We start from the raw sequence: 21,065 nt of genomic DNA, 5'->3' as shown, positions 1-21,065 counted from the left end.
GCGTTTCAGCTCTAGTTGGAAAAGCAGGCACGTGCTTAATCAAACAGTATGACTCACTCGTCAATCGACACTAGCTAATACTCCCAACAGTAGCCATGCTATGAGTGAGTCAACTGCCTGCGTGTTCCACAATAGCGTGATAGTAGTGTAGCGTTTGGCACCCTTTATCCATGCAAACGGCAACAGAACATGACGTTCCCAACGGGGTTTAATGTGGCTAAACCGCTCTCTCCGCACGCAGCAGACACGCCTGCATCACGATGCAAGGCATGGAGTGTGCATGTATTAACCGCCAGCGGTGTACTGCTGGGCACCATGGCCCTGCTTGCGCTGATCGACGACAACCCGGTCGCCTGCCTGCTCTGGCTGGGTGCGGCGATGCTGATCGATGGCTTCGATGGCACACTGGCGCGCAAGTACGAGGTGAAAACGATACTGCCTCACTTCGACGGCTCCACGCTGGATATGGTCATCGATTATCTTACCTGGGCGTTTATCCCGGCCCTTTTCATCTACTATTTTATTGAACTGCCGCCCAATGTTGCGCTGCTGGCGGTGTTCACCATTCTGCTGTCCTCGATGTTCTGTTTCTGCAACACCAATATGAAAAGCCAGGATAACTACTTTGTGGGTTTTCCTGCCGCCTGGAATATCGCTGCGGCGAGTTTTTATATTCTCGACCTACCGCCCTGGCTCACCTTTGCGACCATCCTGATGTTGGCCATTCTTACCGTCACGCGGATGAAGTTTCTTCACCCGTTTCGGGTGAAAACGCTTATGCCGCTCAATATCACCGTCACGCTGCTCTGGTGCGTATGTGCCACCTCCCTGATACTTTCAAGCCCTGAGCACGCTGCCTGGGCACTATGGGGCTGGGGCATTACGTCGGTCTATTTTGTCGGCATGTGTTTGTGGCGGACGTCACAGGCGTGGTTCGATTGAACTGGTCATGGGATCGCAACAGGGAGTAGCAAGATGCCATTAACCCCCCATCAGCAGAAAAGCTTTAGAGCACTGGCCGCCGAGATCGAAGGGATCGATATCGAGGTCTACAAACGCTTCGATCGCGACCCGCTGGATCCGATCATCGGTCTTGGCCAACGCAACCTGCGTATCGGCTTTTTCGGGCGCGACCCCGGGCGCGATGAGGTACGCCATGGCGAGCCCTTCATCGGCGCTGGCGGGCAACTGGTTCGCAAGGCGCTCTACGCCCACCTGTATGGCGAGGAAATGCCCGACTTTGAGGCATCAAAAGCTGTAGGCGAGCATTTTTTCTGGATCAACACCGTGCCCTATAAGCCCATTGGCAACAAGGCGTGGTCCATGAAGGTCAAGCGCCACTTTCACACTCTGATGAATGAGGTGCTGATCTCGCATTGGGAAGGGAGAAGCCTAATCACACTGGGACGCGAAGCCTTCTTGTGGTTCGGCATAGGTCGCTCGAAGGATGAGCGAGACCGACTGGAAGCCTTCTGGAAGCAGGAAGATCGCTTTGAAAGTAGTATTGAGGTGACGCTGGAGGATAATCAGGGCGAGGCACAGGTCTTTACGCTCTATCCGCTGCCTCACCCTTCTCCGCTCAATCAGACTTGGTATAGCCGATTCCCTGGTCTGCTCAAGCAGCGACTCGAGCAGTTGGACGTACGTCAACATAATCTGACGCTATAAACACGTGCTATTCCCTGACGTTTAACCATTAACGTTCAGGGGCTACCGTTTAGGACGCGCTTTGATCAAGCGTCATGGGCGGCGCAAGCTCGGTAATCTCGACGATGTCGGTCAGCTTTTGATTCAGTAACGCCTGAGTGTGCGGAGCGCGATAGTGGGCTTCAAGCCCCTCCTTACCTTCCCAGCACTCCCAGAGTAAGAAGTCTCCTGCACACGCCGTATCTTCCAATACCTGAAATTGATAACAGGCGGGCTCGTGTTGCGTCACTGCCTCCAAGTGCATTAGCGCTTCCCGGGTTTCGGGAAGACGTTGAGGATCGGTTGCCCGGATACGCGCGCATAGATAGTAAGCGGCCATGTCGTACTCCTTCTAAGTGGAAGCAGAAGCCTAACAAGTCGCTTTGCGTACCAATAGATCAAGCCTTTCAAACCCGTTTTTCATAACTGGAAAACGTGAAAGCGTCATTCAACCTCAAAGATAACGGGATACTCACCGGCCTCGTTCTGGCAGGTTTCCTGGGCGCGGTATTCAATAAGGCGAAAGCCACCTTCCTGCCACTCCCAGGTACGTTCACCTCCGCAGCCGCCCGCGCCACGATCCTTGTACTGGTCGCTCAGCACGCCGGTGGCGGGGTCAAACGTGGGGTTGAAGAGCAGCTCTGTGCCGGTCCAGCTACCGTTACGCCATTGAGCAAACAATAGCTTGCGTGGTGCGGTGTCCTCGGCCTGATAGATCGCCTCATAGGAAATCTGGTAGGCACCGGCGTTACATGGAGTAAGCCATAGATCACCACCCATCTCTTCGCTCGAGTAGTGCTGTGGTGAAATACCATGTGATTCACCGACCAGAGCGCAGGTATCACTCATTTGCGCAGCCACTTCACTCGGAACCTGGGGATGAGCATCGACATCTGCACTTTTGCCAGTTTGCGCGATGGCAGCCCCTGCCGAGAGACTCATCGTTGCGACAGCCAACCATCCTAGTGAACGTAACATCATTACCATCTCCTTCGTGCGGTTCGCCCCGCTGTAAAAAGCTCAACTTATAAATTTCTTCCTTCATAACCTGCTTTCTAGCGGTCCGCCATCCCCAAGCCACTGCTTGCACTGTCATTTCTCATTTTGAATTTCGATATCAGCCGTTAAAGAAAGGCTTTCTCATTTTAGGTAATAGCGTGTTCTCGGGCTTGCGCTACCATCTCGGTGGCAAGCGCCCCCACCAAGCGCACGGCTTCTTCGATCCTCGGCGTCAAGGTAAAGGCGTAGTTAAGGCGCAGGCACTGGCGAAACTTGCCTGAAGCGGAAAACAGCGAACCTGGCGCCACGTGAACATGGTGCTGGGCCAGTCGCTCGTTAAGGCGTACGCAGTCAACCGCTGCCGGGAGCTCCACCCACAACAGAAAGCTGCCCTGTGGATAGCTGATACCGGCCCCCTCAGGAAAATAGCGCTGTACCCAACTGATCATCAGATCGCGTTGACGCTGATACTGGCGGACCACATAGCGAAGGTGGCGCTCGTAATGGCCTTTGGCGACAAACTCCGCCACAGCCAACTGCGGCAGCGTGGCCGAGGCACCGGTGGAAACATACTTCATGTGCAGCGCCTGATCGCGGTAGCGCCCAGGCGCCATCCACCCCACCCGCAGCCCTGGGCCTACCGTTTTAGAAAAACCGCTGCACAGCAGTACTCGGCCATCGTCGTCGAAAGACTTCACAGTAGGCGGACGTGGCTGAGTAAACGACAAGTCGCCGTAGATATCGTCTTCGATAATCGCCACATCGAAGCGTTGAGCAAGCTGAAACAGTGCCCGCTTGCGTGCTTCGGGCATGGTGTAACCCAACGGATTGTTGAAGGTCGGTGTTACCTGAATGGCGCGGATCGGCCACTGCTCCAGCGCCAGCTCTAGTGCTTCAAGACTGATCCCGGTTTGCGGGTCGGTGGGTATCTCCAGTGCTTTTAAGCCATTGGCTTTGAGAATCTGCATGGTGCCGTAGAAGCTGGGCGAATCGACCGCCACCACATCACCGGGCTGGGTGAGGGTACGCAATGCAATAGAAAGCGCCTCCTGGCAGCCGGTAGTTACCAAGATATCATCGGGATGCAGCAAACAGCCGGAAGCAACCGCAAGCTTGGCCACCTGCTGGCGCAGTTCAGGGCTACCGATTAGCTTGTCGTAATTAAAGCCGTTTAAATCAGTACCACGATGCAGTCCTGCCAGAATTTTCGACAGCGGCCGCAACGTCTCATACTCAAGATTGGGCACACCGCGCCCCAATAGAAGCCGGTTATCGTCGCGCTGAGTCGCCACCAGTTCCAGCACCTGGTCCCACTGAGAAATATCCAGCGGCCGCTGAGCCGGACGAGACACCGACGGCAGTACTGACGGCGCTCGGCTTGGCAGCACGAAGTAACCCGACTTGGGTCGCGACTCGATCAGCGCGACATCCATCAACTGTCGGTAAGCCTCCTGCGCGGTCGATATGCTGACCTCCATCTCCTGGCAAACGGCACGAATGGAGGGCAGGCGATCGCCCTCGCGATAAATACCGTGCTCAATGCGCTCACGCAATACAGTGGCGACTGTCTCATAGCGCGTCATAACGCTTCCTCTATGCAAGCAATACAGTTGGTCGTTTGATGGGCATACAGAGAGATCAATCAGACCATCTGTATCGTTTAAATATATATTCCTATATCTGTATCACAAATAGCGAACTGAGTAACCTAAGTAGGCACTCTACCGGAGGGATCGCCATGCCACGCTTCAGCCTCACTCAGCTTCGCTATCAATTGGGCCACCAACTAAGACAGTACCGCCACTATCGTCGCAGCCGTCGTGATCTAATGACCCTCGATGACAGGTTGCTGAAAGATATCGGCATCAGCCGCGAGCAGGCAAAAAATGAGGGCCGTAAAGCATTTTGGAAACACTCCCCCTCTGAAGGAGGTCCGTATGAAAACCGCTGAATACTATTTACTGGACGTGTTTACCCACCAGCCATTTACCGGCAATCAGTTGGCTGTTTTCCTCAACGCCGATGGGCTTGAAACCAGCACCATGCAGGCGTTGGCTAAGGAATTGAATCTCGCCGAAACGGTATTTTTAGGTGCTGCAAAAGCGCCGCACCACTACCCGATGCGGATATTTACGCCGACTCAAGAACTGCCGTTTGCCGGGCACCCCACCGTGGGTACCGCGCAGCTACTCGCCGAACTCGGCCTGGTTGATAAGCAGCAAACGCTCATTCTGCAACCACCCGTGGGCAAGTTGGCGATAAGCTATGAACAAGAAAGGGCAACGTTTACCACCGCCCAGCCGGTCACATTGACTACTAGAACGCTTGATCACGCCAGCGCAGCGACACTACTCGGCCTCGAGCGCCATCAGGTGATGGGCGACCCGGTGATTGCCTCCTGCGGCCTGCCTTTTCATCTTATTCAGTTGAGCGACCTGGCAGCCCTGCAAAACATACGGATATCCGAAGCCGTGTGGGCAAAAGCCGTGGCATCCAGCAGTGCCGAACAGGTATACCTGTATGTGATTGAGACAACGGATAATGCTGAAACAGTGCTTCGCAGCCGGATGTTCTCAAGAGAGCATGGTTTATGCGAAGACCCGGCTACCGGCAGCGCGGCGGCGGCACTCACCGGCTATTTAGCCGATAAGCAATCCAACGCATTGCATTGTCGGATTCATCAAGGTGTCGAGATGGAGCGGCCAAGCGTGATCTATACCGCCGCCAACGGGCCCATTGCGCCTGGATTGGTGAGGGTGAGTGGCCATGCGGTAATGATGGGAAGGGGCGCACTAACAACACATCAATAGCGTTATGTGTGTTGTTAAACGCCCCTTTTAGCAGCGCTTTTTAGTAGCACTTCTAGCAGCACTTCTAACGACAATAGTGCTCGCTGCTATCAGGCAATCGTTACGTCTTTGGAGAGGTAGACATCCTGAATCGCGTTCAGCAGATCAACGCCTTCCTGCATCGGCTTCTGAAACGCCTTGCGTCCTGAAATCAATCCCATACCACCGGCACGTTTATTGATGACCGCGGTACGCACCGCTTCACCGAGATCGGAGTGGCCTTTGGAACCGCCACCGGAGTTGATTAACCCGGCACGCCCCATAAAGCAGTTGGCGACCTGATAGCGGGCCAGATCAATAGGATGGTCAGTGGTCAGCTCGTTATACACATTATCGTGAGTATGACCAAAACCGACCGCCGTGTAGCCGCCGTTATTCTCAGGCAGCTTCTGTTTGACGATATCCGCCTTGAGGGTGGCGGCCATGTGATTAGCTTGGCTGGTGAGGTCGGCAGACACGTGATAATCGATGCCGTCCTGCTTGAAAGCGGGGTTACGCAGATACGCCCACAATACCGTCACCATGCCTAACTGGTGGGCCCGTTCGAAGGCCTCGCTAATCTCCATGATCTGCCGACGGCTCTCATGGGAGCCAAAGTAAATCGTCGCGCCTACCGCAACGCAGCCCATATCGTGCGCCTGCTCTACTTCGGCAAACATGGTTTGATCGTATATCGCCGGATGGCTCAGCGTTTCGTTGTGATTCAGCTTCAGCATCATCGGAATCTTATGCGCATAGCGACGCGCCACCGACGACAGCACGCCAAGAGTCGAGGCCACGCCGTTACAGCCGCCTTCGAGCGCCAGCTCGACAATATTGGCCGGATCGAAGTAGCGCGGATTAGGTGCAAAAGAAGCGCCCGCCGAGTGCTCAATACCCTGATCTACCGGCAACAGGCTAAGGTAGCCGGTGCCTGCCAAGCGACCATGGTTAAAGAAGTTTTGCATATTACGCAGCACCGCTGGGCTGCGGTCGTTATCGATCATGACCCGGTCGATGAAGTCTGGCCCCGGCAGATGCAGGCTATCGCGGCGAATACCCTGGCATGTGTGGTTTAGCAAACTGTCGGCGTCTTTGCCAAGTAACGCGGCTATATCGGTCATGAAACACTCCTTTGCACTTTATCTGTAAGAAAATGTAAGTGTACGTCAATCACATCTTCTATAAAGCATAGAGGCAAAATATAACCGAAGGAAAGTACCACCCCATGTAACATGGGGAAAAACGAGGGCGATAGAAGCGACACCAGTTTGCTACCTCCGTACTGCTCAGTCGTTGAGCACTACTCACGCCGTGAGCCCAATCCCTCTCAAGATCACTGATGTCACCGACTGCACGGCTTTTTCAAACTGAAGGTCATCCAGGGGCTGATCGTCATTGAGCAGGCAGATTTGGTAGTCGAAGTCGGCGTAATGTTGAGTGGATGCCCAGATCATATAGAGCAGGTAAGAAGGCTCGACGGGGTTGATCTGGCCTGACGCCACCCATTCACGAATTTTCGACTCTTTGAGCTTGGCCCATTCGTAAAGGTTATCGCGCAGGCGCTCCTTGAGAATCGGCGCCCCCTGCATGACTTCGGCGGCCCATACCTTGGAGCCGTGCGCGCGGTTACGCGAGTGGCTCATCTTGGCGCGAATATAGGTGGAGAGCACCACGCGTGGATCATCGTAGAGCTCAAAACAGAGCGCGTCCTGCTTCCACACTTCCAGAAGCTCCAGCAAGACATCCTGATATAGCGTTTTTTTGGTCGAGAAATAATAGTGCACATTGGACTTTGGAAGGTCGGCCAGTTGGGCGATCTCCCCCATGGAGGCGCCAGCATAGCCCTTTTCGGCAAACAGCTGTTCAGCCGCCTGGAGAATCTTTTTGACGTTGGTTTGCCGAATTTCGTCCTGGGTTCTCGCCACGCTATTCTCGTCCCTTCACACCGACCATTAGCCAAAAAAAAGCACCATCGCTTGGCGATGGTGCTGAGAAGATGTCCTAGTTACGCCAGGACGTCAACTTTGATTGGCAGGGAACGAGAACTCGGCCCGCGTGGCTTCACTTGTCGATGGCCAGCGCTGGGAAACGGCTTTGCGGCGGGTATAGAAGCGCACCGAGTCAGGCCCGTAAGCGTGCAGATCGCCAAACAGCGAGCGTTTCCAGCCGCCAAAACTATGGTAGGCAACGGGCACCGGCAACGGCACGTTGACCCCGACCATGCCGACCTCGACACCGTCAGTAAAGCGGCGGGCAGCTTCGCCGTCGCGGGTGAACAGGCAGGTGCCGTTGCCGTACTCGTGGTCATTGATGAGCTGCATGGCATCGTCGAGGCTGCCGACCCGCACCACGCAAAGCACCGGACCAAAAATTTCTTCCTGGTAAATGCGCATCTCGGGGGTAACGTTATCGAACAGACAACCACCCACGAAATACCCCTCTTCATGACCTGCAACGGTCAGCCCACGGCCATCGGCGACCAGCGATGCCCCCGCGTTGACACCGTCTTCGATAAAGCTGAGAACTTTGTCCCGATGCTCGGCTGTCACTAGCGGGCCCATGTCCAGATCCTGTTTAGTGCCGGGCCCCACTTTCAACTGAGCGATTTTCGGCAGCATGGTGTCAACCAAACGATCTGCCGTCTGGTCACCGACACATACGGCTACCGAGATCGCCATGCAGCGTTCGCCACAGCTACCAAATGCCGCCCCCATCAAGGTATTCGCGGCGTTTTCCAGGTCGGCATCCGGCAGCACTACAGCGTGATTCTTGGCCCCACCCAACGCCTGAACGCGCTTGCCCGCCGCAGTCCCCCGGGCATAAATCGCTTCTGCTACAGGCGTTGAGCCAACGAACGAAATGGCTTTAACGGCCTTGGCATCCAACAGCGTTTCCACCGCTTCGCGGCCACCGTGCACCACGTTCATCACGCCGTTAGGCAACCCGGCGTCTTTAAGCAGTTCTGCCACCGCCATGGCTGCCGAGGGGTCTTTTTCGGAGGGTTTGAGGATAAAGGTGTTACCGCAGGCGATCGCCATGGGGTACATCCACAGCGGCACCATGGCAGGAAAATTAAACGGCGTAATGCCCGCGACCACGCCCAGAGGCTGAAAATTGGACCATGCATCAATGCCCGGGCCCACGTTGTGTGAGTACTCACCTTTCAAGAGTTCCGGCACACCGCAGGCGTACTCGACGTTCTCGATGCCACGTTTGAGTTCCCCCATGGCATCTTCCGGGGTTTTACCGTGTTCTTCGCTCACCAGCTGTACCAGGCGATGCGCGTTATCTTCGAGCAGTTGTTTAAAGCGGTACATCACCTGAGCACGTTTGGCGGGTGGCGTATCGCGCCAGGCGGGAAAGGCTGCTTGGGCGGCGGCAATGGCGCTCTCCACGTCGGCGGCATTGGCATTCGCCACCTGTCGGATCACGTTACCTGTGGAGGGATTGGTCACCTCCAGGGTGTGCTGGCTGTCGACTAACTCACCGTTAATCAGGTGGGAAACAATATTCATGATCAGACTCTCTAATGATGTTGTCAGTAGGTTATGCCAACGACGCTTATGCCAATGAATCCAGGGTGCTCGCCACTGCATCGAACAGACGTTCCAGCTCAGCCTCGGTGGTGCCAAAGGGAGGACCAAACTGTAGTGTGTCGCCGCCATAACGCACGTAAAACCCGGCTTCCCAGAGCGCCATGTGGGCATCGCGAGGACGAATCGTCGGATCGCCGTCACGCGGCGTTAACTGAATGGCGCCGGCCAAGCCGTAGTTGCGAATATCGACGATATGCTGGCGACCTTTCAGAGCGTGAAGCTTTTGCTCAAAGGTAGGCGCAATGGCGCTGACCTGGGCCGTGAAGTGTTCACGCTCCATTAAATCAAGCGCGGCGAGCCCGGCAGCACATGCCACGGGATGGGCGCTATAGGTGTAGCCATGGGTGAATTCAACCGCATGCTGTGGGCCACCTGCGTGCATAAAGGTGTCGAAAATTTCGCCGGAGGCGATCACCGCACCCATTGGAATGGCACCGTTGGTGATCTGTTTGGCCACGTTCATGATATCCGGCGTCACGCCAAAGGCCTCCGCACCGGTGGTCGCACCGCTGCGCCCAAAGGCGGTAATCACTTCGTCAAAAATCAACAGAATGTCGTGGGCGGTGCAGATTTCGCGCAGACGGTCTAGATAACCTTTGGGCGGCACGATCACCCCCGCCGAACCGGACATCGGCTCGACAATCACCGCCGCAATGGTGGAAGCATCGTGCAGCGCAATGTGATCCAGCAGCGCATCGGCAAGCTCAGCACCGGTATCGGCTTGGCCTTGGGTATAGACATGGCCAGCCTGTAGGGTATGCGGCAGGTGCGTTACATCCATCAATTGGCCATAGTGCTTACGGTTGCCACCGATTCCCCCCAGGCTGGTGCCGCCGATGTTCACCCCGTGATAGCCCTTGGCGCGACCAATCATGCGGGTCTTTTCGGGTTTACCTTTCAATCGCCAGTAAGCCTTGGCCATTTTGACTGAGGTGTCGGCCGCCTCTGACCCGGAGTTGGTAAAGAACACATGATCCAGGCCGGCAGGCGTGAGGCTGGCAATCTTCTCCGCCAGCTTAAACGCCAGCGGGTGGCCAATCTGAAAACCGGGAGCAAAGTCGAGCGTTCCGAGCTGCGCCGCCACGGCTTTTTGGATTTCGTCACGATTATGCCCCGCACCGCAGGTCCAAAGGCCCGAGAGCGAATCGAACAGTTTGCGGCCCTGATCGTCGATGTAATAGCGCCCTTGTGCCCCGGCAATCACCCGTGGATTGGCGTGAAAGTCACGGTTGGCGCTAAACGGCATCCAGTAGTGCTGGTTAAGGCTAGTGCCTGAGGCACTTTTTTCGTCTTCAGCCACGTGCGCAGCTGATGGTGGAGTTGTCGTGTTGTTTAAACCAAACATGATGTCGCGCTCCATTGCAATTGGGCATTTCCGCAGCATGCGCCAGCGGCCACGTTTGTAAAATCAGACTTTCCTATTGTTCACGTTAGATAATCTATACGTAATACATGGCTGTTTATCTCTACGCTGGCAAGTAGCCACATCATAAAAACAAGCGCTAACCATAAGCAGTAACACCGGGATGCCGCCAGCGTTACCTGTGCTTACTCATAAGGAATGCCCATGAACTCGTTTGCTGAACCGACCATCGACACTGCCGACCTACGTACCGATAGTGATCGCCTTTGGGAATCGCTGATGGAAATGGCCAAGCTCGGCGCCACTGCCAAAGGCGGTGTGAACCGGCAAGCACTCACCGACCTGGATCGCCAGGGGCGGGACCTGTTTATTCAATGGTGTCGTGCCGAAGGCTGTACGATTCGTATCGACAATATGGGCAATATCTTCGCAAGGCGTGAAGGTAGCGATCCTGGTGCAAAAACGGTGATGGCAGGCAGCCATCTGGATAGTCAGCCCACTGGCGGCAAGTATGACGGGTGTGTTGGTGTGCTCTCTGGACTGGAGGTGATTCGCACCCTCAACCAGCACAACATCACCACCCAATCCCCTATCGAAGTGGTGGCCTGGACCAACGAGGAGGGCTGCCGCTTTCCACCTTGCATGATGGGTTCCGGCGTGTTTGCCGGCGAGCTGGAATTTGATGCCATGATGGCGCGCACCGACGCCGAGGGCATCACGGTTAGCGATGCCCTCGATGCTATCCACTACCGCGGCACCGATAGTGTCTCGCCCAATGAGATCAAAGCGTATTTTGAGCCACACATTGAGCAGGGTCCCATTCTGGAAGACACCGACACCACGATTGGTGTGGTGATCGGAGGCTTAGGTCAGAAGTGGTTTGATTTAACCCTGACCGGGCTTGAAGCCCACGCGGGCCCTACCCCGATGCATTTGCGTCGGGACGCCATGATGGGCGCGGCTGAAGTCACCCAAGCGCTTAACCGGATTGCTCATGAGCACCACCCGCATGGGCGTGGCACGGTCGGCTATATGGCGCTCCACCCTGGTTCGCGCAATGTAATCCCTGGTCAGGTAAAGATGACCCTGGATATGCGTCACTGGGAACCAGACGCGCTGGAGACAATGGGGCAGGCAATCAGCGATGCTATTGAGGAGATTTGTCAGCGCCACGGCCTTGAGTACCACTTGGAACCTACGGCTAACTTTGCGCCTGAATACTTCAATAAAGCGTGCGTCGATGCCGTGCGCGAAGGGGCAAAGAAGCTCAACCTATCGCACATGGATATCATCAGTGGGGCGGGCCACGATGCGATGTTTGTTGGGCGTGTTGCCCCCGCTGCCATGATTTTTATTCCCTGTAAGGATGGCATCAGCCACAACGAAATTGAGAGCGCCACCCCTGAGCATGTTCACGCTGGCTGTAATGTCCTGTTCCACGCCATGCTGAATGCTGCGGGCCCGGCAGAATAAGAATAGCAATAGGCAGCGCCGCTACACGTCTCACTGCACTTCCCACTCCTTGGCGGCAAACGCTTGTCGCCAAGGCTTCATTTGGTCGCGGATAAGTATCAGGATAGGAAGGTGTTGCATGCGGCGCAGTTGTTAGAGGGGGTGACGTCGGCTGGTGCCCACACTCTGAGCATCATTGATGACGAAACGCTTATCGGCATTTTAAAGAATACGGTGCGTTCACCGTTGCGATATCACGTACGGAAAGGGAGTTCGATGGCGTTTTTTAAATAGAAGATTGGCAAGCACGGTAAGACAACGTAAAAAAGCGGAAAACAAGGAACAGAATTATACATAAGATACTAACGCCAGCCATAAGCGGCGCCCTGATAAGGACGTCCGGTTGAGGGCCAAAGGCCCGGAACAAACTTAATGGCCTTGTTAAACATCTTCAATTTTGGTCTCTAGAGAAGATCCTATAAACCATACTGGTAATGTTGGGCCGAGCCATATCATTATCACTATAATAGCCTCAGACAAACTACCTGACACAAAGAGCGCACAACCTAATATAAGCTCGCAAAAAATAATAAGAAATGCATTTCCGTGCTCTCTCAAATGCCTGTATGACTCGACAAATTCCTTTCTAGTTTTTTCATCCTTCGCCCTGTCATTAGCTAACTTTTTGTAGAATAAAAATACTCTATCGAATTTTCGGAAAATTGCTGGTACTAACAAAGCAAGCTGGAAAGTGACCACTAACGCATAACCAATGAAAAATACTATTCTCAGATAGTCGCCCCAGTGAATTTTCAAAACAATGCCTACGGAAACTAAAAAAATAATCAAACGCAAACCCCATGCGCCCAGACTCATGTCAGCATTATTTCTAAAGTTAATATGGGCTCGCAAAACGTGCATCACAAGAATCGGCGCGCTAGCTATATAACAGAAAGCGACTCCGAATCCCAAAATAACCCAAAAATGATCACTTTTTAGCTTGAGTAGGCTCGCATCATCGAAATCAAATAAGTTAGATATGACATGGGAGAGCGAAGACTCGGGATGAAAAGCGAGAGCCATAACGACCAAACTTCCCAGCACTGATCCGACAAAGTAACGGATAAAGTAAAACTCCCACCAACGATTCGATTCCATACATCTCTCTTTGTTCTGTGTTTAACGTCCGCAGCATGCGCGGCTTTGGAATGGAGGCGAAGACGCAATGGAGAAGCCGTCGCCGTGCCTGCGATTGTTAGGCATAAATTTTCCAGGCGACTTCGCAGGCCAAATAGTCGGAAATAACAATCCTGATTATTACCCCATTGATATCGTCAATTGCCAGATAGCGATAGTTACTTTCTTGAACTTCGACCCAATCGTTTACCATCACTTGCATTTTCTTTTGGCCATCTGACTCCGACTGCAAAGTTACTTCAACAGCGTACATGCGCTGTATATTTCTGGAGCCAATTTCGCCGAAAAGCTGTTGAATATGTACCGCGTCGAACCCCTCGCGCTGCTCTTCAGGTAGTGTTTCCAGCGCTCCGCACCAATAATGGTCTGGCTCTTGGGTACAGGGTTGACTAAGCTCAAAAGCAGCATGTCCGCGAGCCAGTTTTAACATTACATTTTTTACCCTATCTTCCTCAGGAATAAAAACAGTACGGTTGTGCCAGGTTGTTTTTGCAGATTCAATTCGGGCTCTCAACGCGGGCGATCGTTTCATAGCCCTCGCAACAGATGCTCTTTTGATTTCACCAGGATCTGTAGACCCGGCTAGCGCAGCTTCCAAAAGACACACAAGGTATTGTTCATCCTTGGAGAATCTTTGGTTGCACGTTTTGCACGCACCGACAACCGGTAAGTTCTCTGGGTAAGGAGGATCAAGGAGGATACGTGAAGGAACATGATCACGTGTATCAGCCGCCCCTCCACAATAGATGCAGCCGTTTATCAACCTATCGTCTGCTAAGTTCAGAAGCTGATCCATGTTCAGTGCCTAACGCCAGCCAGCATGCGCGGCTACGGAATGGAGGCGAAGCCGCAATGTAGTAGACGTCTCAGTGCCTGGCCTTGTTAAGTGGCGATGGGCCACTATTTCAGTTTGCTTTTTAAATGATTTAGTAGGTCTTCAGTTTTGACCTTCTCGCCCTTTCGGTACCCCATGATCTTTTTCAGGGTAATCTCGTAGTTCTCGGACTTATGCTCAAGATTGCACTCATCGTAGTACTGGAGGATAAAGTCCCTGATTTCATAACCTTCGCTTCGATTGATGAAAAGACGATCTCGTTTAACTGCCGGAGAGTCCCCGCTAGTGCGCGTCCACGAAAAATTCGTGTGTTCTTTAAGCCATTGAGTTATCTGACTTTCCTTTGACATTTTGCTTCCTCCTTCAATGTTTAATTGCAGCTACGATTAGCCACTTAACGCTTGCAGCATGCGCGCCTACGGAATGGAGCCGTAGGCGCAATGTAGTAGGCGTCGCCGTGCCTGCATTGGTTATATTGATGTTTGGTTCGCATACCGCATCGCAAAGGAAACTAATAGGGCTAAAAAACCGATACCGGCGATGGGGCCTTTCTCTGTGCGAGTAAGGAATGTGGTGAAAATCCGAAAAAGCCCCCCTGCGCCAAAGGGAACCGCCAGCTGTATCAAAACATTCATTAACGTCAAAAACCCGCCCGCGCTAAAAAAGAGAAATACGAGGCCAGAGAAGAACCCTACTTCCGCTGAAAAATGACCAGCGTAAAAACTGCCTAACTTAAGTGAGCCATAACCTAAAAGCAGAAAGATTATCGAAACAAGCACTTTAAATCTGTTTTCGATCAGAAATTGAAAAGCGTCACCTATATCTTTGTCCACATTTCTTTGCACCCCACCAAAATACCGATTAGCACGTTCGTCCAGCCATTGGCGACACCTTTGCGGCATGAAATAGTCCCAGCCCATGAAGGCAGCGGCAAAAACTTGGCAATAAAGGATTTGCATCTCTGTAAAGGGCAACTAATACACCTCATTCAATATAACGCTTTGCTCAACGGCAAATTAGGAGCGCAGCGAGTAATTTATCCGCGTGCAGCAACTTGTTATACCGAAAGCCTACTGAGTGTTGCACGGCGGAAGACACCCGTAAGTGCAAACGTATTCCCAAATGAGCCGACGTTCCAAATACTTAATGTAAGCTGATGTGTACACTTCGCCCATCTCTACAGGGCAAGCGGCTACCCATAGCATAGATGCATCAGTGTCATGAGACATCGTTGCTCTGAAGGTGTTGCCGCCTGAATGTCCAGGCTTCACGTTAAACGCTGACGTGTTGAATTGCCTAAGACGATCCCCGAGTGTTTGGCTGGTTGTTTCACCTATGTAGATAATACTGCCATTGTTAACCCGGAAGTCCTCCGGCTCTTTTTTGCTGCGAGCGATGAAGTAGACTCCAGGCTTCTTTCTCCCAATGACCTCGGCTCTACTCTTCCAATTTACCCATGGCGAAAAGCCAACTTCTCCAAACATTCAGATCTCCGATGGTTCTGTATAACGCCCGCCATAAACGGCGCGAGGTACGAGTGTCCGGCGACCGCAGGGAGCAAACTTAATGGCCTTGTTAGGCAGTTTCTGACTCATCAGTGATTGCAAAGTCAGGCCCTAGCTCTTTGCTTAGCTGCAGTAAAAATTGTTGGCATGCGGCATTGAAGCACTTTTGCTCACTAGCGTCCCAGCGCAATGGGTTTGGCGGATAGCTCCAATCAATACTGGTGTCGTACCATGCGCAAAGGTAGAGAGCATAGCGCCAAGTATTTTCCGGCACCGGAAGAGAACACGACTCTACCGGATAATCCCACCTCTGCTGGGTTACCTCGTTTCCAGCCCAAAGACAGACGTTGCTGCCAGGAGAGAAGAAAAACCTAAGAGAATATTGGTGCATATTGATACTGCCTAACGCCGCGCTCTGCAGCAGGTTTGGAGCGCAGCGGAAAATTTGTCCGGCAGCAGCGCCTTGTTATGCATTTTAGCAATGAAATTAGAAAGTGACGTCATACTGGTTAATATGTTTACCCTTTGCATAGTAATGAATGCTAACTTTACGCTGATCGACATTGAGCTCGTAGTAAACCCCTAAAATATATCGGCATACATGCTCTGGAAAAGTTTTACCATCATAAGACCAAAGGTTGTCATAGCTGTCTCTAGTGAGGCATTTAAGTCGTATTTTGTCTTTGTCTTTTTCTGACTTGGGGTGACTATTACGCTTCATTTCAATAGCAATTAGGTTATCTTGTTCTATGTTCTCCCCTCTGCTGTGAGCGATAAGATCACAAGTTATCGGAATTGGGGTTTCTTTTCCGTTGACGATTGTCTTTAGGCGCCCGCCTTCATTTCGGTTGTACTCTACATCAACGTGATACTTTTCATATGCAGTTCCATCTAAGACTCTGCGCATATGAAGCATCATCGCTCCGCACAGATTGCGCTCCGCTACACCGAGCATGATATTACTCTCTTCACTTTCAAGGAAACGCTTGTTTGTTTCCTTAAATATTTCTGTCATTTCTTCGAGCATATATTCCCTATCTTCAGGCTATCGCATAATAGTGATTATCGTGCCGGCTGCATAACAGTGATTATATGCCCATCCATATAACACAAATAAATGCGCCGGCGCGTTTATCGGTGTTATGCAGCCGCACGCGATCCGTAACTGTCTGATCTATCTAGAGCCGACCACTTTACGGGAAGCCTATCCACTCTTCGTGTACTCGCTCGTTTTGCTCGATTTAATCATACCCTATCCACAAACTTACCTTCGGTCACGCGTAAATTTGATGACAGCCGTCAGTCATAAGCCATAAGTCGTAGCTCTTTGCTCGCCAACTCTTTCGGCTGGCTCAAGCGCCGCCCGCGCCTTGGCGGCAAACTGCTTGCGCGAGGGTTTGAACCCCACGCCCTCAGGCCAGGCAAGCCAAGCATCCGGCACCATGAAGCCGGGTAGTGCGTCGCGTACCCAGGCACCTAGCGTGCGTTCCGATACGGCCTGATTGTGCCAATCGATAAACGCCACTGGTCGCTCGCCCCACTCGCGACTGGGCACTGCGACAACCAATGCCTGAGCAACGCTGGGATGATCGACCAGGCGCTGTTCAATAGCTTCCGGCTGGATATTTTCACCACCGGAAATAAAGGCGTTATCGAGCCGCCCCTCCACTACCAGCGCGCCTTGCGGAGTAAAATGCCCCTTGTCGCGCGTGGCAAACCAGCCTTCGTCGTTGAGGGCCGCATCAACCACGCCCTCATTCAGATAGCCGCTGAACAGGGTGTCACCCCGCACCTGTATCTCTCCGTCGGCCACTCTTACCTCGCGTCCCGGTAGCGGCGCGCCCACAACGCCAGGTGCTGCCGGGATACCGGTGCACACCTGGCTGGCCATCTCGGAGAGCCCATAGCTGACCTTCGGTGTGAGCCCCAGCGAGGTCATCCTGGCCACCAGCGGCGCGGGAATCGCTGCGCCACCCAGCAGCAGTTCGCGCAACTGCGTGCGCTGGGGTGTAAAACCCGCTTGCAACAGCCGCCAAAGCTGGGTGGGCACCAGTGAAAGATGGGTGATCGACTGCTGCTCAAGACGCGCCGCCAATGTAGGCGGCGCATCATCGAGAATCACCCGCCCGCCGGCGAGAAAGACGCGAAACGCGATTGCGTAGCCACCGATATGAAATAACGGCAGCGAAAGCAGCCAGCCACTGTCCTGATCGACGGGGATAAACGACGCCGAGCCACGCGCCGACGCCAGATGATTGCCCACACGATGGAGCACCGCCTTGGGCGTACCGCTGGAGCCGGAGGTAAAGATCGTGTTGCACAGCTGGTTACCATCAAGCACCGACGACGAGCTCACCTCGGCTTCTGAGAGAAAATCGAGAATGACCGGCACAAGCTCCGAGGGATAAGCATGGTCACTCTCCGGCTGGCAGACGCGATCAGCCTGAAGTCGCTTGGCCAGACCCAACTGCTGGGTTACGGGAAACGCGGGATTGAGCGGACAGAAAATCAGCCCTGCGCGTAGGCAAGCCCAGGCGAGCAGCAAGGAATCAAGCGAGCCTTTGGCGGGAACCACTAGCCGATCCCCGGGCACGAACCCTTGCCGCGCCAACTGCTGTGCTAACGACGCTACGCGGCGATCGAGCGTGCGATAATCAAGGCATACAGAGCCAGCCTCTATGGCAATTTTCTCAGGGGTCTCTTTAGCCCAGACGTGTATGGGGCAGGTATCGATCACGCTGAGTGCTCCTGTTGATAGCTATGAGGGTTTTATAACGACGAGGTCCGATAGATACAGCGCAGTGAGTGTGTCATTACTTCGCCCAAGACATGGGTAACACGCGCGGTAAGCCAGTGGCCTGTATCAAGCCCCGGCGGCTCATTGGGCGCCCACTGGCTGGCTAACCGGCCCAGCAGGCCAAGGCCCAGGTCGGATTCAAAGCTCGAGGAAATCACCACGCGCAGGTTGCCTTCGCTTGCTCGCTGAACGAGTGCTTCGCAGGCATTTAGCGAACCGATTAACGTGGGTTTGATGACCAGCGCTTTTAGCTGCGGGTGGCATTGCCACGCGTCTCCGCGGGAAAGCGTTTCATCCAGCGCCACGTTCACCCCGGTGGCTTCCGCGACCGCGATCGTGTCAGCAAAGCTAGCACAAGGCTCTTCCAGGTAGTCGATCTGTTCCAGAGTTAGCTGCTCGCAGAAGCGCTGGGCCTCTTCCTGTGTCCAGCCAGCGTTGGCATCCAGAATCAGTTGGGTGGTGGGGAAGCGCTTGCCAAGCTGTTTAATCAGCGCCAGTTCCTCTGCCATGGCGTAGCGTGCCACCTTGAGCTTGAGTCTTTTCGGCGGCGACGCCTGCCAATGGGGGGCGGAAAGAGACTGCATCAGTGACGCAGGCGTGCCCTGAAGCAGCGGATAGGCTGGCAAAGGGTCAGGAAGATTGGCAGGCCACGCGCGCTGGGCGCAGTCGAACCCAAACTGCACCGACGGTAGCGCCGGGCAGGTGGTGTCGCCGCGCTTTAATGCAGCCAGGCAGGCAAGGCTCTCCGCTTCTGCTTGCGCCAGGGTTTCCATCGAGAAGCCAGGCAGCGGCGCGACCTCGCCCCACTGCCCATTGATGGAAATCAGCAGCCCTTCCCGGCTCTTGAGCCTATGCCCTTTAAACATCAGCGGCTGGCGCAACGGGAGGGAGTAGCGGTAAAGCGCCAACTGCATCAGGGGTTACGCGGGTAGCGGGAAAAGTCCGGGCGGCGTTTTTCGTTGAAGGCGTTACGCCCCTCCTGCCCCTCTTCGGTCATGTAGTAGAGCATGGTGGCGTTGCCGGCCAGTTCCTGCAGCCCCGCCTGGCCGTCGCAGTCGGCATTCAGCGCAGCTTTCAGGCAGCGAAGCGCCATGGGACTGTGCTGGAGCATTTCGCGGCACCAGCGAACACTCTCTTTTTCGAGCTCGGCAAGCGGCACCACATGGTTGACCAGCCCCATGTCGAGGGCCTGGGCGGCGCTATACTGACGGCACAGAAACCAGATTTCCCGAGCCTTTTTCTGACCCACGATACGGGCCAGATAAGAGGCCCCGTAGCCGCCATCAAACGAGCCAACCTTGGGGCCGGTCTGGCCAAATACCGCGTTATCGGCGGCAATGGTCAAGTCGCACATCAGGTGCAGCACGTGGCCACCGCCGATGGCGTAGCCCGCCACCATGGCGACGACTGGCTTGGGGCAGGTACGAATATCACGCTGGAAATCCAGCACGTTGAGGTGATGGGTACCCTCTTCGTCCTGGTAGCCGCCGTAATCGCCACGAATGCGCTGGTCGCCGCCGGAACAGAACGCTTTATCACCGGCGCCCGTCAGTAGAATGGCGCCGATGGCGCTGTCATGACGGGCGCGGTTTAACGCCTGGGCCATTTCATTGACCGTTTGCGGGCGAAAGGCGTTGCGCACCTCGGGGCGGTTGATGGTAATGCGGGCAATGCCTTCCCGCGAGGTGTGATACAGAATGTCCTGATAGTCCGCGGAGTCATCCTGCCACTCAATGGGGGCGTAGAGTTCTGATTCAGTCAGTCCGTCAATCATTCCAGTCTCTTTTAATCGGTTAAGGCGTTTGTTTCAAATAAGCCGGTTAACTCAACATGCCTGCCACCACCAAGCCAAGCGCCAGCACACTCAATAGCGCTGCACCGCCGTACATCAGCGTTTTATTGACCGTGTCGTTACCCACGCTGATATCAAATAACCCATGGCGCAGTCGATGGGCCGCATGGAATAGTGGCAAGCACACCACCGCACCCACAAACATAAAGCCCGGTACGCTGAACAACAACGCTGAGGCTCGCGCGTGGTTCAGTGCCTCGGCGGGCAGTAGACCAAGGGGCAGTAGAATCGCTATAAAGAGAATAACGGCGGGCAACAAGACGGCAAAACAGACGCCGCCTGCGCTAAACAGCCCCCACCAAAGCGGCTCATCAAAAGCTTGTTTGTGCTGTGCGCCAGGCTTGTTCATGGCTTGGTCGTTCATGGCTTGCTTAGTCATGTTCATGCCCTCCCCAATAGCCAGAAAAATAGCAGCGCGACGGCCACCACACCGGCCCACTGCCCCGCCACAATCATATGGTCAGGCAGGCTGTGGCCAGCGATACGCAGCGGCATTACCCGCGGGAACAGTACAAAGAAGGTGGCGGCGTGATAAAGGCTGGCAACAAGCGCCAGCAGGTTGAGCGCAAGCACGATAGGCGAGCCCATAAAGGCGACCCACCCCTGCCAGCTGTCCGCTCCCTGAAGCAGAGCAACCATACCGGCCATTAAACACAGCGTGAAAAACACCAGCGGCAGCACCGTGGCTTCGCGCAGCATATACAGTTTAAAAAAGCGGTGCTTCAGCCACCAGGTGCGTTTCAGTGGCGGCAGACGTTGTGTTGATGACTTATCCATACTTTCTCTCCTAGACCTTTCTAACAGGACTAACTCAGTTGGATATAACTATTTCGACACACAATCCCAGTGCGTGGGGTAGGTTGAAGCGAGGGTCTTTCGCCATGGATGGCGAAAGTAGCGCCCATGGACGGGTTCACAGCGCCCTCGCACAAATCTTCCCCACGGCAGCGAA

21 protein-coding genes are annotated in these 21,065 nt (G+C 54.2%); 5 read left to right on the top strand and 16 right to left on the bottom strand.

The genetic code is table 11. The features are described 5' to 3' along the window. Positions 1–189: 189 nt before the first annotated feature. Positions 190–942 (top strand): phosphatidylcholine synthase, encoded by a 753-nt coding sequence (pcsA, locus tag ACFFLD_RS17245; RefSeq protein ID WP_386042605.1) that lies wholly within the window; start codon positions 190–192, stop codon positions 940–942. Between the two features lie 33 nt (positions 943–975). Then, on the top strand, positions 976–1,668 hold the full coding sequence (locus ACFFLD_RS17240; protein WP_386042603.1) for a uracil-DNA glycosylase family protein: 693 nt from the start codon (positions 976–978) through the stop codon (positions 1,666–1,668). Between the two features lie 49 nt (positions 1,669–1,717). Here ACFFLD_RS17240 and ACFFLD_RS17235 read toward each other — a convergent pair whose 3' ends face one another. The 3 genes from ACFFLD_RS17235 to ACFFLD_RS17225 all read right to left on the bottom strand — a co-directional run bounded on the left by ACFFLD_RS17235 (position 1,718) and on the right by ACFFLD_RS17225 (position 4,268). Next, a complete protein-coding gene (locus ACFFLD_RS17235) occupies positions 1,718–2,026 on the bottom strand; it encodes a putative quinol monooxygenase (protein ID WP_386042601.1) in 309 nt (102 codons plus the stop codon). 104 nt (positions 2,027–2,130) lie between these two features. Further along, positions 2,131–2,667, bottom strand: coding sequence for a DUF1176 domain-containing protein (locus ACFFLD_RS17230; protein ID WP_386042599.1), 537 nt, complete (start codon positions 2,665–2,667; stop codon positions 2,131–2,133). Between the two features lie 164 nt (positions 2,668–2,831). Continuing rightward, positions 2,832–4,268 carry an aminotransferase-like domain-containing protein gene (locus ACFFLD_RS17225; protein WP_386042597.1) on the bottom strand — a complete coding sequence of 479 codons (1,437 nt, stop codon included), beginning with the start codon at positions 4,266–4,268 and terminating at the stop codon, positions 2,832–2,834. A 155-nt stretch (positions 4,269–4,423) separates the two neighbouring features. On the opposite strand from ACFFLD_RS17225, the gene ACFFLD_RS17220 reads away from it, so the two are divergent. Both ACFFLD_RS17220 and ACFFLD_RS17215 read left to right on the top strand, forming a co-directional pair. After that, a complete protein-coding gene (locus ACFFLD_RS17220; RefSeq protein ID WP_386042595.1) occupies positions 4,424–4,636 on the top strand; it encodes a DUF1127 domain-containing protein in 213 nt (70 codons plus the stop codon). Beyond that, entirely contained in the window at positions 4,623–5,495 is an 873-nt protein-coding gene (locus tag ACFFLD_RS17215) for a PhzF family phenazine biosynthesis protein (RefSeq protein WP_386042593.1), read from the top strand. Before ACFFLD_RS17220 ends, ACFFLD_RS17215 begins: the two co-directional genes overlap by 14 nt. Positions 5,496–5,584: 89 nt before the next feature. Here ACFFLD_RS17215 and ACFFLD_RS17210 read toward each other — a convergent pair whose 3' ends face one another. The 4 genes from ACFFLD_RS17210 to ACFFLD_RS17195 all read right to left on the bottom strand — a co-directional run bounded on the left by ACFFLD_RS17210 (position 5,585) and on the right by ACFFLD_RS17195 (position 10,457). Beyond that, the gene (locus ACFFLD_RS17210) at positions 5,585–6,637 is read right to left on the bottom strand and encodes a class I fructose-bisphosphate aldolase (RefSeq protein ID WP_386042591.1); all 1,053 of its coding nucleotides are present in this window, start codon (positions 6,635–6,637) and stop codon (positions 5,585–5,587) included. Positions 6,638–6,820: 183 nt separating this feature from the next. After that, positions 6,821–7,441 carry a TetR/AcrR family transcriptional regulator gene (locus ACFFLD_RS17205; RefSeq protein ID WP_386042589.1) on the bottom strand — a complete coding sequence of 207 codons (621 nt, stop codon included), beginning with the start codon at positions 7,439–7,441 and terminating at the stop codon, positions 6,821–6,823. Between the two features lie 93 nt (positions 7,442–7,534). Beyond that, positions 7,535–9,031, bottom strand: coding sequence for a CoA-acylating methylmalonate-semialdehyde dehydrogenase (locus ACFFLD_RS17200; RefSeq protein WP_386042587.1), 1,497 nt, complete (start codon positions 9,029–9,031; stop codon positions 7,535–7,537). Positions 9,032–9,077: 46 nt separating this feature from the next. Further along, positions 9,078–10,457, bottom strand: a complete 1,380-nt coding sequence (locus ACFFLD_RS17195; protein ID WP_386042585.1) for an aspartate aminotransferase family protein — start codon at positions 10,455–10,457, stop codon at positions 9,078–9,080. A 222-nt stretch (positions 10,458–10,679) separates the two neighbouring features. Here ACFFLD_RS17195 and ACFFLD_RS17190 point away from each other — a divergent pair, with 222 nt between their 5' ends. Beyond that, positions 10,680–11,948, top strand: coding sequence for a Zn-dependent hydrolase (locus tag ACFFLD_RS17190; RefSeq protein ID WP_386042583.1), 1,269 nt, complete (start codon positions 10,680–10,682; stop codon positions 11,946–11,948). Positions 11,949–12,368: 420 nt separating this feature from the next. Here the strand turns inward: ACFFLD_RS17190 and ACFFLD_RS17185 are convergent, their stop codons facing one another. The 9 genes from ACFFLD_RS17185 to ACFFLD_RS17145 all read right to left on the bottom strand — a co-directional run bounded on the left by ACFFLD_RS17185 (position 12,369) and on the right by ACFFLD_RS17145 (position 20,890). Continuing rightward, positions 12,369–13,085: a hypothetical protein gene (locus tag ACFFLD_RS17185; RefSeq protein WP_386042581.1), complete on the bottom strand. Its 717-nt coding sequence runs from the start codon at positions 13,083–13,085 to the stop codon at positions 12,369–12,371. Positions 13,086–13,182: 97 nt separating this feature from the next. Then, positions 13,183–13,920: a hypothetical protein gene (locus ACFFLD_RS17180; protein WP_386042579.1), complete on the bottom strand. Its 738-nt coding sequence runs from the start codon at positions 13,918–13,920 to the stop codon at positions 13,183–13,185. Positions 13,921–14,429: 509 nt separating this feature from the next. Next, positions 14,430–14,933 carry a hypothetical protein gene (locus ACFFLD_RS17175; RefSeq protein ID WP_386042577.1) on the bottom strand — a complete coding sequence of 168 codons (504 nt, stop codon included), beginning with the start codon at positions 14,931–14,933 and terminating at the stop codon, positions 14,430–14,432. A gap of 1,018 nt (positions 14,934–15,951) precedes the next feature. Continuing rightward, positions 15,952–16,491 carry a hypothetical protein gene (locus ACFFLD_RS17170; protein ID WP_386042575.1) on the bottom strand — a complete coding sequence of 180 codons (540 nt, stop codon included), beginning with the start codon at positions 16,489–16,491 and terminating at the stop codon, positions 15,952–15,954. 276 nt (positions 16,492–16,767) lie between these two features. Then, on the bottom strand, positions 16,768–18,201 hold the full coding sequence (locus ACFFLD_RS17165; protein WP_386042573.1) for an AMP-binding protein: 1,434 nt from the start codon (positions 18,199–18,201) through the stop codon (positions 16,768–16,770). A 32-nt stretch (positions 18,202–18,233) separates the two neighbouring features. Then, positions 18,234–19,175 (bottom strand): o-succinylbenzoate synthase, encoded by a 942-nt coding sequence (gene menC, locus ACFFLD_RS17160; RefSeq protein WP_386042571.1) that lies wholly within the window; start codon positions 19,173–19,175, stop codon positions 18,234–18,236. Next, a complete protein-coding gene (menB, locus tag ACFFLD_RS17155; RefSeq protein WP_386042569.1) occupies positions 19,175–20,035 on the bottom strand; it encodes a 1,4-dihydroxy-2-naphthoyl-CoA synthase in 861 nt (286 codons plus the stop codon). Before menB ends, menC begins: the two co-directional genes overlap by 1 nt. A 46-nt stretch (positions 20,036–20,081) precedes the next feature. Then, positions 20,082–20,492, bottom strand: a complete 411-nt coding sequence (frdD, locus tag ACFFLD_RS17150) for a fumarate reductase subunit FrdD (protein WP_386042567.1) — start codon at positions 20,490–20,492, stop codon at positions 20,082–20,084. Positions 20,493–20,494: 2 nt separating this feature from the next. After that, entirely contained in the window at positions 20,495–20,890 is a 396-nt protein-coding gene (locus ACFFLD_RS17145; protein WP_386042565.1) for a fumarate reductase subunit C, read from the bottom strand. Positions 20,891–21,065: the final 175 nt, after the last annotated feature.

It is taken from the genome of Vreelandella sulfidaeris, assembly GCF_042429665.1.
GTDB lineage: Bacteria > Pseudomonadota > Gammaproteobacteria > Pseudomonadales > Halomonadaceae > Vreelandella.
This window is presented reverse-complemented; position numbering and strand designations above follow the sequence as displayed.